At 69.9% G+C, this 12731-nt stretch carries 12 protein-coding genes; 6 read left to right on the top strand and 6 right to left on the bottom strand.

The window, feature by feature from the left end:
- The first annotated feature begins 50 nt into the window (after positions 1 to 50).
- The 3 genes from OIE47_RS37335 to OIE47_RS37325 are packed head-to-tail and all read left to right on the top strand — an operon-like array spanning position 51 to position 2954.
- The gene (locus OIE47_RS37335) at positions 51 to 1124 is read left to right on the top strand and encodes a class I SAM-dependent methyltransferase (RefSeq protein WP_326559271.1); all 1074 of its coding nucleotides are present in this window, start codon (positions 51 to 53) and stop codon (positions 1122 to 1124) included.
- Positions 1125 to 1158: 34 nt separating this feature from the next.
- On the top strand, positions 1159 to 2112 hold the full coding sequence (locus tag OIE47_RS37330; protein ID WP_326559270.1) for an ATP-binding cassette domain-containing protein: 954 nt from the start codon (positions 1159 to 1161) through the stop codon (positions 2110 to 2112).
- Positions 2109 to 2954, top strand: a complete 846-nt coding sequence (locus tag OIE47_RS37325) for an ABC transporter permease (RefSeq protein ID WP_326559269.1) — start codon at positions 2109 to 2111, stop codon at positions 2952 to 2954. The genes OIE47_RS37330 and OIE47_RS37325 overlap by 4 nt, the downstream gene beginning before the upstream one ends.
- A 59-nt stretch (positions 2955 to 3013) precedes the next feature.
- Here OIE47_RS37325 and OIE47_RS37320 read toward each other — a convergent pair whose 3' ends face one another.
- Complete coding sequence (locus OIE47_RS37320) at positions 3014 to 4279, bottom strand: sensor histidine kinase (RefSeq protein WP_326559268.1); 1266 nt, start codon at positions 4277 to 4279, stop codon at positions 3014 to 3016.
- Between the two features lie 308 nt (positions 4280 to 4587).
- On the opposite strand from OIE47_RS37320, the gene OIE47_RS37315 reads away from it, so the two are divergent.
- Positions 4588 to 6696, top strand: coding sequence for an MMPL family transporter (locus OIE47_RS37315; protein WP_326559267.1), 2109 nt, complete (start codon positions 4588 to 4590; stop codon positions 6694 to 6696).
- 147 nt (positions 6697 to 6843) lie between these two features.
- Here OIE47_RS37315 and OIE47_RS37310 read toward each other — a convergent pair whose 3' ends face one another.
- From OIE47_RS37310 to OIE47_RS37290, 5 genes are read right to left on the bottom strand one after another with little or no spacing between them, the layout of a single operon-like run.
- Positions 6844 to 7038, bottom strand: coding sequence for a ferredoxin (locus tag OIE47_RS37310; protein ID WP_326559266.1), 195 nt, complete (start codon positions 7036 to 7038; stop codon positions 6844 to 6846).
- Between the two features lie 22 nt (positions 7039 to 7060).
- On the bottom strand, positions 7061 to 8269 hold the full coding sequence (locus OIE47_RS37305; RefSeq protein ID WP_326559265.1) for a cytochrome P450: 1209 nt from the start codon (positions 8267 to 8269) through the stop codon (positions 7061 to 7063).
- The gene (locus tag OIE47_RS37300; RefSeq protein ID WP_326559264.1) at positions 8266 to 9486 is read right to left on the bottom strand and encodes an NAD(P)/FAD-dependent oxidoreductase; all 1221 of its coding nucleotides are present in this window, start codon (positions 9484 to 9486) and stop codon (positions 8266 to 8268) included. The genes OIE47_RS37305 and OIE47_RS37300 overlap by 4 nt, the downstream gene beginning before the upstream one ends.
- On the bottom strand, positions 9483 to 9683 hold the full coding sequence (locus OIE47_RS37295; protein WP_326559263.1) for a ferredoxin: 201 nt from the start codon (positions 9681 to 9683) through the stop codon (positions 9483 to 9485). Before OIE47_RS37295 ends, OIE47_RS37300 begins: the two co-directional genes overlap by 4 nt.
- The gene (locus tag OIE47_RS37290; protein WP_326559262.1) at positions 9680 to 10375 is read right to left on the bottom strand and encodes a TetR/AcrR family transcriptional regulator; all 696 of its coding nucleotides are present in this window, start codon (positions 10373 to 10375) and stop codon (positions 9680 to 9682) included. Before OIE47_RS37290 ends, OIE47_RS37295 begins: the two co-directional genes overlap by 4 nt.
- A 296-nt stretch (positions 10376 to 10671) precedes the next feature.
- On the opposite strand from OIE47_RS37290, the gene OIE47_RS37285 reads away from it, so the two are divergent.
- Both OIE47_RS37285 and OIE47_RS37280 read left to right on the top strand, forming a co-directional pair.
- Positions 10672 to 11610, top strand: coding sequence for an alpha/beta hydrolase (locus OIE47_RS37285; RefSeq protein ID WP_326559261.1), 939 nt, complete (start codon positions 10672 to 10674; stop codon positions 11608 to 11610).
- A gap of 141 nt (positions 11611 to 11751) precedes the next feature.
- Entirely contained in the window at positions 11752 to 12711 is a 960-nt protein-coding gene (locus tag OIE47_RS37280) for a TAXI family TRAP transporter solute-binding subunit (RefSeq protein ID WP_326559260.1), read from the top strand.
- Positions 12712 to 12731 lie beyond the last annotated feature (20 nt).

Genomic DNA, 12731 nt, shown 5'->3' with positions numbered 1-12731 from the left:
GACTGTCCACACCACAGCCGACTGCCGCAGCGGTGGGTACTGCGGAGGAGATGACCAGCCTCGTCGACATGGATCTCGTCTCGGCGTCCGGTGCCGACCACGGTGTCGTCCGTGCCGCGCACCGAATGTACGAGCACCTGATCGGGATCTGGGCGCCGGGGGTGATCGAGGCCGCCTTCGACCTCGGTGTCTTCGTGGCACTCGGGGACCAGCCGGTCACGGCCGCGCAACTGGCCGACGAGCTCGACACCAATCCGCGCGGCATGCGGGTGCTGTTGGACGCGCTGTACGCGTACGAGATTCTCGACCGTACGGTGACCGACGGCGCGGTGGGTTACACGCTCCCGTCGGACCTGCGGGAGTGCCTGCGGCCCGATGGCCTGTACAGCCTGGCGGGCAAGATGCGCTACGACCGGATGCGGGCGTGGGACGCCTGGCGCAATCTGGCCGACGAGGTACGCGGCACCGGCGGCGCGACGCAGCAGCACAACCAGATCTCCGACGTCCAGTACGAGTCGTTGGCACGAGGCATCAACTTCTGGGCGCCGCCGATCGTCTCCGCCCTCGCGGGCGCGTTGCGCGAACACGGCTGGACCCCGTACCAGGCCACGAAGCTGCTCGACGTGGGCTGCGGCACCGGCCTGTACAGCCAGCTCATGCTGCGGGAGTTCCCGGCGATGTCCGGTCTCGGGATTGACGTACCCCGGATCGTCCCGATCGCCCGGTCGCAGAGCGAACGGGTGGGGGTGGAGGCAAGGTTCGACGCGGTGGTGCGGGACTTCTGGGAACAGGACTGGGGCAGCGGCTTCGACCTGGTGCTGTTCGCCAACATCTTCCACCTCCAGACCCCGGAAGCGGCGCAGGACCTCAGCCTCAAGGCCAGCAAGTCGCTGGCCGACGGCGGCGTCGTCGCCATCATCGACCAGATCATCGACGATGGCACCGGACCCGGTACGACCCAGGACCGGTTCTTCCGACTCTTCGCCGCCTCGATGCTCGCCACCGGCGGCGGGGACGCCTACACGCTGAGCGAGTACGACCAGTGGCTCAACACGGCGGGACTGCGCCGAATCCGTCTGATCGACACGCCGATGCACCGGATCCTGCTTGCCGTGCGCGCCTAGTGCCGTGGCCCGCGAACAACCGATTGGGGGAGCGATGGACCTGGCGATAGAGGTCGAGGCACTCGGCAAGTCGTACGGTGGCCGAGCTGTGCTCTCCGAGGTGAGCTTGACCGTGCCGGCCGGCACGGTGCTGGGCGTACTCGGGCCGAACGGCGCGGGTAAGACGACCATGGTCCGGATCCTGACCACGCTGCTCGCCCCCGACCGGGGCCGGGTACGGGTGGCCGGGTTCGACGTGGTCGGACAGGCCCGGGAGGTCCGGCGGAAGATCGGTCTCTCCGGGCAGTACGCGGCCGTCGACGACACCCTGACGGGCGAGGAGAACATCGTCCTGCTCGCCCGGCTGTCGCGGCTCGGCCGGCGGCGTTCCCGGGAACGGGCGACCGAGCTGCTGGAACGGTTCGATCTGACGGACGCGGCGCGGCGACCGGTGCGGACCTACTCCGGTGGAATGCGCCGGCGACTGGACCTGGCCACCTGCCTGATCGCCGAGCCGCCGGTGCTGTTCCTCGACGAGCCGACCACCGGTCTCGACCCGACCAGCCGGGCCACCCTCTGGGCGCTGGTACGCGACCAGGTCGCCGAAGGGGTGACCGTGTTGCTGACCACGCAGTACCTGGAGGAGGCCGACCAACTGGCCAACCAGCTCGTGGTCATCGACAGCGGGCGGGTGATCGCCGAGGGGACGCCGGACGAGCTCAAGCGCAAGGTCGGTGGGGAGCGGCTCGAGGTTTCGGTCCGCGCGGATCTGGTTCCCGCCGCGCTCGCCGCCCTGGTGCCGGTCGCGGTCGGTCCGCCGATGGTGAGCCGGGCCGGTGACACCGTTTCGGCACAGTTGATCAGTGGCATCGACAGCATCGCGGAGGCGGCGGCTGCCCTGCGGGCCGCCGGCCTGGACGTCACCGACTTCGCCCTGCGCCGGCCCTCCCTCGACGACGTCTTCTTCCAACTCACCGGAGCACCGACGACCAAGGGCGGCGAGTCATGAGTGCAGGTGTGCTCGACGGCGGACGCGTAGCCGTCCTGGATCGTTTCGACGACGTCGTGCCGATCTTCGGAGACGTGACCGCGCTGGTCGGCCGGCGACTGCGGCACCTGCGCCGCAGCCCGGGCAAACTGCTCGCGGTCGCGTTGAACCCGCTCGTCATGATCGTGGCCCTCGGCTACCTGTTCGAGGCGTCCATCGTGGTGCCGGGGGGCGGCACCTACCAGGAGTACATCTTCGCCGGGGTCGCCGCGCAGATCGGGCTGACGGCCATCGGTCCGACCGCGGTCGGTATGGCCGAGGATCTGCGCAACGGCCTGGTCGACCGGTTCCGTACGCTGTCGATCTCGCGTGCGGCTGTGCTGATCGGGCACACGGTCGCCGATCTGATCCTCTCGGCGGTGACCCTGCTCCTGGTCACCGGAATGGGTGTGCTGCTCGGCTGGCGTCCGCACAACGGGCTCGGCCAGACCGTCGCCGGATTCGCACTGCTCCTGCTGTTCAGTTACGCGACGCTCTGGGTCGGCGTGCTGCTGGGGCTGGTGATGCGCAGTCTCGAGTCGATCGAGTCGACCGGCTCGCTCCTGCTCGTACTCTTCTCGTTCGTCTCCAACGCGTTTCTCTCCACCGAACGGATGCCGGGCTGGCTGGGTGCCGTCGCGGAATGGAACCCGTTGAGCTGCGTGGCCGCCGCCTGCCGCCACCTTTGGGGCAACCCGATCGCGGCCAGCGGCAGCCTTCCATCGGAGCAGCCGGTGCTGGTGGCCATGGTGGTGCTGGCGCTGATGATGGTGATCACCGTGCCGTTGGCGGTGCGGGCATTCAGCACCGCGGCGACGCGCTGACGAGATACTCCCGCCGCCGCCGTCGGGTGCACCTGCGGCACCCGCGACGGCGGCAGGGATCAGGCCGGGTTGCTCGTGTTCAACTCGCACGGGATGTCGAACCTGATGGTGGTACCGCCGCCGGGAGGGCTGGCCACGGCGGTGGTGCCGTCGAAGACACCGAGCCGGCGTTCGATCCCCTCCAGGCCACCGCCCGTTGTCGGTGCCGCGCCGCCCCGCCCGTTGTCGCCAACCAGGAACGAGAGGGTGCCGTTGACGAAGGTGCCACGTACCCACGCGTGGGTCGCGCCGCTGTGCTTGATGGCGTTGGTGAGGGCCTCCGCGACGGCGAAGTACACCGCCGACTCGATCGGCTCGGGCGGTCGTGCGGGCAGTTCGATGTCGACCTCCACCTCCATCGGGATGCGGATGGCCAGCGCCTGCAGCGCCCCGACCAGGCCACGGTCGCTGAGCACCGGCGGCCGGATGCCACGGACGAGGGCCCGCAGTTCGGTGATCGCCTGGCTGTTGTGCGCCCGGGCTTCGGCCAGCAGGCTCTGCACCTTGGGGTCGTCGGTCAGCATGGTCTCGGCGAGTCCGAGGTTCATCCCGAGGGCGACCAGATGAGCCTGGGTGCCGTCGTGCAGGTCGCGCTCGATCCGGCGCAACTCCGCGGCCTGGTGGTCCACGCTGTGGGCGCGCGAGCTGGCCAGACGCTCGACCCGGTCGGACAGCCGCGAACGTTCGTCGGGCCGCAGGCAGAGTTCGACCAGGCGGGCGTACCACCGCATCAGTGCGGGGGTCAGCCACCACCAGCCGACCAGATACAGGATCCCGTTGGGTACGGCGATGGTGAGCGCGCTCGACACGTCGGTGACCCGCAACCCCAGGGGAAAGTCCAGAGCGGCGTCGGCGGGCAACTGACTCCAGATCAGCGGAAGCGCGAGGCCGAGTACGCCGGCCAGGAAGAGTGCCACCGGCACCAGACAGAGCGCCAGGCCGGCGGTGCAGTCGACGAACAGCCAGCGGATGTCGCGCCAGGTCGCAGGGTCCTTGGCCACCGCCTGGAAGCGCATCACCCAACCGCGCTCCGGAACGGGTCGATAAAGACGGCCAATCACCACGCCCATCTTCTCGCCGGCCCACAGCCTGCGCCGGTCCGCGAACCGACGGAGCGCGAGCACAGCGCTGACGAAGAGCGGCAGACCGATCCACACCGCCGCGAGGGTCAGGGTGGTGAGCACCCAGGTGAGCAGGAGCAGTTCGGCCACGGCGAGCCCGGCCATCATGAACGCCCAGCCCAGCAGCTCCCAACGTCCGGCCATCCGGTCGATGCTCTTTGTCATGTCGATCCCCTCGCGATGCCCCGCCGCCGGGTGGCGCCATCGGCGGACGAGCCGCCGGTGACCCGATTATCGAGTAGGCCGTCGTCGAATAAACGGGTAGTAGGACCACCTTCCATGGGGATGGTGCTACCCGTGACCGGGCGAGGTTTGCGGCTCAGACTCGGTGCTGGCGAGATGTCGATCCGATGCCCGTTACCCCCAGTCGAAATGAAAGGTCCAAGACGTTGACCAAGCGATCTGTCACCGTTCGCGTAGCAAGATGGAGCGCGCTCCACCCGTGGTGGGCCATTGGTCTCTGGACCCTGTTCGTGGCGGTCTGTCTGGCAGCCTCGTCGGCCGGGATCCGCCTGGCCACCCCCGACGGGCTGGGCCAGGGGGAGTCGGGGCGCGCCACCCAGACGCGTGACTCGGCGGGGCTGACCCCACCGGCGGTGGAGAACATCCTGATCACGCCCCGTGGCGTCGGTCCCGACACGGCCGAGGCGCAGCGGGCCGCCGCCGACGCCACCCGCCGGATGCGTGCCCTGTCCGAGGTGGACCAGGTGGCCGACCCGGTGCCCGCACCGGTCGGCTCGGCGCTCCTGGTGGCGGTGACGATGTCGGGTGACGCGCGGACCGCCGACCAACGGGTGACTCCGTTGCTCGACGAAACCTCCGCCGTGCAGGACGCCTTCCCCGCCCTGCGGATCGAGCAGTCCGGCCCGGCCTCCGTGCAGGCCGGTATCAACGAGCAGCTGGGTTCCGACTTCGTCAAGGCCGAGACACTGAGCCTGCCGGTCACCCTGCTGATCATGATGGTCGCGTTCGGTGCGATCATCGCGGCCGGCGTGCCGGTCCTGCTCGCCTTCTCCTCGGTGGGCGCGGCGATGGGACTGTGGGCGCTCGTGTCCCAGTTGGTGCCGGATCCGGGTCAGGTGTCCAACATGATCCTGCTGATGGGAATGGCGGTCGGCGTCGACTATTCGCTGTTCTACCTCAAACGTGAGCGGCAGGAGCGGGCGCGCGGAAGGAACCGGATCGACGCCATCGAGATCGCGGCGGCCACGTCCGGCCACTCGGTGGTGGTCTCGGGTATCGCGGTCATCGTGTCGATGGCCGCGCTCTACCTCTCCAACGATCTGGTCTTCACCTCGCTGGCCACCGGGTCGATCATCGTCGTGGCGGTGGCGGTCCTGGGGTCCCTGACCGTGCTGCCCGCACTGCTCGCCAAGCTCGGCAAGGGACTGGACCGGCCGAGGGTGCCGATCCTGTGGCGGCTGACCGGTCGTAGCGGCGAGCCGAGGCTGTGGCCGGCGCTGCTCCGTCCGGTGCTGCGGTTCCCGGCGCTGACCTTCGTCCTCGCCGTCGCCGCGCTGCTGGCGATGGCGCTGCCCGCGCTGGACCTGCGGCTCAAGTCGGCCGAGGTCGACGACTATCCGCAGTCGATCCCGGCGATCGCCGCCTACGGCCGGCTGACCGAGGCGTTTCCGAGCAAGGGAACCACCCACCAGGTGGTCGTCGAAGCGCCGGCGTCGAGCGCGGATCAGGTGACCGCCACGCTGGCACAACTCACCACCCGGGTGAGCCAGGACGACCTGTTCGGCGCGGAGCAGGATCCGCAGTCGCGCTCCTCCGCCGACGGCACGGTGCACGTGGTGAACGTGGCGACCAGGTTCGCCACCAACTCGCCCGAGGCGGAGGAATCCGTACGGAAGCTGCGTGAGGTGATCGTGCCGGAGACGATCGGCAGGGTGCCCGGGGCCGAAGTCACGGTTGGTGGTCAGGTGCCCAACAGCCTCGACTACGCGGCCAACGTCGAGCAGAAGCTGCCCTGGGTGGTCGGTCTCGTCCTGCTGCTGACGTTCCTGGTCATGGTGGTGTCGTTCCGGTCGGTGGTGGTCGGCGTCGTCGCGCTGGTGATCAACACGTTGTCGGCCGGTGCTGCCTTCGGCCTGCTTGTGCTGATCTTCCAGCGGGAGTGGGCGGAAGACCTCCTGGGATTCCAGTCCAACGGCGCCATCGTCTCCTGGATCCCACTGTTCCTTTTCGTGGTGCTCTTCGGACTCTCCATGGACTATCACGTCTTCGTGGTCAATTCGATCCGCGAGGCGGCCCGCCAGGGCGGGGACATCCGTCAGGCGATCGCGACGGGCATCAGCCAGTCGGCGGGGGTGGTCACCAGTGCCGCGGTCGTCATGGTATCGGTCTTCGCCATCTTCGCCACCCTGAGCTTCATCGAGTTCAAGCAGCTCGGCCTGGGCCTGGCGTTGGCGGTGCTGCTCGACGCTCTGATCATCCGTGGGGTGGTACTTCCCTCACTGATGGCCATGCTCGGCAGGGCGAACTGGTGGCCGTCGCGGATCGACGTGCGGTCGGATCCGGGCGAGCCGGTGCACGAGGTCGACGCCCCGTCCGTCCCGGTCACGACGGCCCGCTGACCGCTGACCGCTGTCCGCTGTCCTCGTACGCGTATCCGACGCGCCGGCCGCCCGATGGCGGCCGGCGCGTCCGGTCCACACCGCCGTCGCAGCGCCAACCGGTCCGCCCGGGTCGGCCCAGGCGTGGCGGGCGGGTCGCGGGTGGTGCTACTCCGTGAGGGTGATGGCCAGTGCCGGGCATACGGCTGCCGCGTGACGGACGTCGTCGGCGAGTTCCCCTGGTGGGCTGGGGTCGAGTAGTACGACGATGCCGTCCTCGTCGCGCTGGTCGAACACGGTCGTCGCGGCTGTTACGCACTGCCCGGACGCGACGCACCTGTCCTGGTCGATGGTCACCTTCATGGGGTCTCCTCCGGAGGTAGGGTCACCAGGTCACGGGTAGCTCGTACACCCCGTACACCGAGCCGTCGTGTTTGAACGGGACCTCGTCCAGCTCGACCGCCAGCCGCAACGCGGGGATGCGCCGGTACAGCGTGCTGTACACAACCTGGAGTTCCATCCGTGCCAGTGGCTGCCCGAGGCACTGGTGCACCCCGAAGCCGAACGCCACGTGCCGGCGGGCGTCCCGCTGGATGTCGAGCCGGTCGGGGTCGGAGAAGATCTCCGGGTCCCGGTTCGCGATGTCGTTGGCCAGGATGATGCCCTCGCCGGCACGGATGATCCCGCCGGCGATCTCGATGTCCTCGAGCGCGACGCGGCGTCGTCCGTTGTGTGTGATGTGCAGGTATCGCAGGAGTTCCTCGACCGCGCCGGCGACGAGCTTCGGGTCGTTCGAGTCGCGTAACAGTTCCAACTGGTCGGGGTGTTCCAGCAGGGCCAGCGTGCCGAGCGCGATCATGTTCGCGGTGGTCTCGTGCCCGGCGATCAGCATGAGTACGCCGATCTGGGCCGCGTCCGGTCGGGTCAGCTCCCCGGTCCTGATCCGCTCGGTCAGTCCGGAAAGCAGGTCGTCGCCGGGTTCGGTGAGCTTCTCGCCGATCAGCTCGTCCAGGTACGCGAACAGCCGGCCGGCGGCGTCCCGCCGCTGCTCCGGTTCCGCATCCCGGTTGATCATCGTGCTGCTGTGCTCCTGGAAGAAGTCATGGTCCGTATAGGGCACGCCGAGCAGTTGGCAGATCACCAGCGACGGCATCGGAAGCGCGAGCGCCTGCACGAGGTCCACCGGCTTCGGGCCGGTCAGCATGTCGTCGATCAGGTCGTCCACGATCTTCTGTACGGCCGGCCGCATGGCCTCGACCCGTTTGATGGTGAAGGGCGCGGTCACCATCCGCCGCAGTCGGGCGTGCTCGGGGTCGTCCATGAGGATGAAGCTGATGGGCGCGTCGCTGATGGGCGCCGGGCTCGGGTAGCCGGGGCGGGTCATGTCGGCACTGACCCTCGGGTCGGCCAGCAGGACCCGCTGTTCCGCGTACCGGGTCACCAGCCATGGCGTGGTGCCGTCCCACAGTCGGACCCGCGCCAGCGGGGTCCGCTCCCGCAGCGCCTGCATGGTCGGCGGCGGGTCGAATGGGCACTTCGCCGCCCTGGCCGCCGGGAACCCCGGTGCTCCGGTCGAGTCGATGGTGCTGGTCATGATGCTCCCTCCACGAGTGCCGCAGCGCCGAGGATTTCCCGTCGGCGCAGGCGGGCTTGTTTGGGCATGTTCCAGCCGAGGACGCCGGTGGTCCTGCCGCCCCGGCTGTACAGCGCGACGAACCGGCGGTCCGCCACCGAACCGTCCACGACCGACACCTCGGCGTCCGGCGCCAGGATCCCGTGCACCTGGATCCTGGCGTCGTACTGGTCGGTCCAGTGGTAGGGCACGGGGGTGTAGGGGCGGTCGTCGCCGAGAATGGTGGCGGCGACGGCGACCGCCTGCTCGGTGGCGTTGGTCCGGTTCTCCAGCCGCAGCGACACGTCGAGCCGCTCGTGATGCCAGCGGGCCACGTCACCGGCGGCGTAGATCCCGTCGGCCGCCCGCGAGCGGGAGTCGCACACCAGCCCGTCGTCCAGCGGGAGCCCGCTGCCGACAAGCCAGTCCGTCGCCGGTACGGCGCCGAATGCCACCACGACAACGTCCGCCGGCAGCACCCTGCCGTTCTCCAGGCACACCCCGGTGACCCACCCGTCCCGCCCGGTGAGCCCGGTCGCCGCGGCACCGAGCCGCAGCTCGACCCCGTGCTCGGCGTGCAGGTCCGCGAGCAGGCCAGCGGCCAGCGGGCCGAACTGCATCGCCAGCGGCGCGGGCTGAGGGCCGGTCATGGTGACCGGGAGCCCCATGCCCCGCGCGGTGGCGGCGATCTCCGCGCCGAGCACGCCGTCTCCGACGACCACGATCCGCGAGCCGCGCAGCAGGTCCGCCCGGAGCGCCAGGGCATCGTCGAGCGTGCGCAGCACGTGTACGCCAGCCAGCCCGTCCTGACCGGGCAGCGTACGGGGCCTCAGCCCGGTGGCCACCACGATCGCCTCCGCTGTCAGCGTGCGTCCGGCGGCGGTGTGGACGGTGCGGGGCGCGGTGTCCAGACCGACCGCCGGGTCACCGGTGATGATCTCCGCGTCCAGGGCGGACAGGGCGGCCGGTGGCCGAAGGTGGGACCGATCGGCCGGCCAACTACCGGCCAGGATCTGTTTGGACAGCGGCGGCCGGTCGTAGGGCGGATGCGGCTCGGCGCCCAGCACCGTCAGTCGGCCCCGGTAACCCCCGCGGCGTAGGGCTTCCACGGTGCCGAGGCCGGCGGCCGAGGCTCCGACCACCAGCACGCTGTCGGGGATGCTCCGGGTTCGGCGGTTCGCCGCCGGGGCTCCGCTCACGGCTGCTCGCGCAACGAGATCGCGGCCGCCGGACACACGCTGGCGGACTCGCGGATGATGTCGTGCAGTGCCTCGGGCGGTAACGGGTCGAGCAGGACCACGATCCCGTCCTCGTCCCGCTGGTCGAACACCTCCGGCGCGAGCATCACGCAGGTGCCGGCGCCGCAGCATCTGTCCTCGTCCACCGTCACTCTCATGGTTGCTCCCGTTCTTCGTCGCGTCGGGTCGTGACCGGTGCCAGCCAGAGCCCGACGAGTGCGTCGATCAGCCCGTTCGCGGCGTCGTGCCAGCTGGGCCGGGGGGTGGGGGTGCCATCGGCCAGGGCACGCTCACGCTCGGCGAACGTATGCACCAGCAGTTGCCGGGACATGTCGGTTCGCTCGGCGCGCACGTCGGCCGGCAGTTCGGGGAGGGACCCGTGCAGCCCGTCCATGATCCGTCTTAGTGACGGTGACGAGACGTACTCTTCGATCATGATCGAGCGCAATGAGGGGTCGGTCATCACCTGCGCGGCGAACCGGCCGTGCCAGGTGGGGCTGCCCACCTCGGCCAGGTGATCGGTGACCGGCCGGACCAGGCAGGCGATCCAGTCCCGGATGTCCACGTGGTGGCCGATCCTGGCCAGCATGCGCTGGCGGTTCTCCTCGATCGGTGCCGAGTGCTTGCGCGCGATCGCGCGTACCAGGTCGGCCTTGGTGCCGAAGTGGTATCCGACCGCTGTGTTGTTGCCCTGCCCGGCGGCCTCGCTGACCTGCCGGTTGGACACGGCGAGCACCCCGTGTTCGGCGAACAGTCGCTCCGCTACCGTCATGATCAGCTCTCGGGTCGTGAGTGCCCGCTCCGCCCGCAACGTTCTCCCGGCGTCGTCGCCGGCGGTCCTGCCCGTCATCGCCATTCCACCCTGGTCCGCCTCGCCCTGAGCCACCGCACCGTCCTTTTCGGCGATGTCGGTCGACTCACAGCCTGCCGACAGCTTCCCGGTAAGTCAATCAATTGACTTAAACTTCGGTGAGTGCAGCACGAGATCGAGGCTCTGCCTGTCCCGACTCGGGGGTTCCACCTGATCATGGCGATCGCGGCCTTCGTGCCCCGGCCGGTACGGCGGCGCCGCCCGGATCATGGCTGGAGTCCGAGGTCGGGGCGGGCGTGCAGCGAGACGCGTGCCAGATTCGAGGAGAGATGTTCATGAAGCTGACCATGGTCGACCCTGAGCTGCGCCGCGCCGTCGCGCGTACCCCGCGGCTGCCGCTCAATCGGACGTGGGGACGGCGGGTGGTGCGTGCCCTGGTCCACCGGCGGGGGGCGGGCAAGCCGGTCGAGGGCGTCGAGGTCGCCAAGGTCGACCATGGCGCGGGCCTGCGCCTGTACACCCCTGTCGGTGGTGGTTCGGGGGTGGCGCTGCTCTGGGTGCACGGCGGCGGGTACGTCATCGGCGACGCCGTCCAGGACGACGCCTTCTGTGCCGTCACTGCCCGGGAACTCGACGTCGCCGTTGTCTCGACTAACTACCGACTTGCCCCTGAACACCCCTTCCCGGCCGCGCTCGATGACACCTTCGCCGCCTGGCAGTGGCTGCAACAATCGGCCGGGTCCCTCGGGGTCGACCGGGACCGCATCGCCGTCGGGGGTGCGAGCGCCGGCGCCGGTCTGGCCGCCTGCCTGGTGCAGCGGGTGCACGACGTCGGCGACGCCCAGCCGGTCGCACAGTGGCTCTTTGCCCCGATGCTCGATGACCGCACCGCCGCCCGTCGTGACCTCGACCGGGTGCGCCACCGGATATGGAACAACGCCGCGAACCGGGTCGGGTGGGGCGCTTACCTCGGCGGCGAGCCGGGCGGCCCGCGTACCCCCGACTACTCGGTCGCGGCTCGCCGCGCCGATCTTCGCGGTCTGCCACCGGCCTGGATCAGCGTGGGCGACATCGATCTGTTCGCCGACGAGGACCGGGACTATTCGCAGCGCCTACGCGACGCGGGCGTGGACTGCGTGCTCGACGTTGTGCCTGGCGCTCCGCACGGCTTCGAGGCATGGGCTCCCGACACGGGTGTGGCCCGGGGACTGCTGCAGCGCAGCCGCGCCTGGCTGGGAGCACGGCTGACCGGCCCGGGCTCGGACCAAGGTTGACCAGAGCCATTCGTTGATCGCCGCGAGGGAGATGGTGGCCTCGTGGCGCGCGGAGATGGGCAGGTGGCGTGGGTGCGGGGCATCGACGAATCTCTGTTCTCGTCGGCGTCCCGACGGATGCCGTCCGCGTATCATCTCGGCATGGGGCTGAACCTGGGGCCACCGATCAGCCGGCGGGCGGTGCTCCAGGCCGCCGGAGGGCTGCTCATTGGTTGCTCCCAGCAGCCCGACTTCGACAGGGTCCACCTGCGACTGGCCACCGGGCCGGCGGGGGCGGTGTACCGGCGCATCGGAGGTGCGCTGGCCGAACACATCTCCGAGCATGTGCCCGGTGCCGTGGTGACCACCGTGCCGAGCGGGGCGTCCACCGACAACATCCGGATGCTGCGGGCCGGCGAGGTGCACCTCGGGCTGACGAGCCTCGACGCACTCATCACCGGCGACGGCAGCGCGCCCGAGGGACTCTCGGCGATCTGCCGACTTTACGACAGCCACCTGCATCTCGTGGTCATGGCCAGTTCGGCGATCGAGGAGTTCCGGGACCTCGAGGGCAAACGCGTATCCCTCGGTGCCCGCGACTCCGGCACGGAGTTCACGTCGCTGCGGGTGCTGGGGCTCGGCCCGGTGAAGGCCGACGGTCGGTTCCTCAGCCAGGCCGAATCGGCGGCGACACTGCGCGATGGCGAGATCGACGCGATGTTCTCCCTGACCGGTGTACCGACACCCGCGATCACGGAGTTGGCGCAGCGGCACCCCATCCGGCTGGTCCCGTTGGACGCGCAGGCAGACGCGCTCTTCACGGCGTACCCCGGTCCCTATGCTCCGGCCATGATCCCCGCGACTGCCTACGCCGGCGTCCCGGCCACCCGCACCGTCGCGGTGCCGAACGTGCTCCTCGTGCGCAACGACCTGCCCGACGACCTGGTCTACGCCATCACCGACACGATCTTCACGTACGCGGGGACGATCGCCTCCGAGAGCCGTGACGACGCCGAGGCCGTGCCCGAAGCGTGGCGGATCAACGTCCGTACCGGGATCTCCACCGCATCGGTCCCGCTCCATCCGGGCTCGGCCGCCTGGTTCCGCGACCGCAAGCGCTGACCGGACGGCAACAGACTGGC

Origin of the sequence: Micromonospora sp. NBC_01796 (genome assembly GCF_035917455.1) — a bacterium.
Lineage (GTDB): Bacteria > Actinomycetota > Actinomycetes > Mycobacteriales > Micromonosporaceae > Micromonospora_G.
Note: the sequence above shows the minus strand (reverse complement) of the source record. Positions and strands in the feature narration are given on the sequence as shown.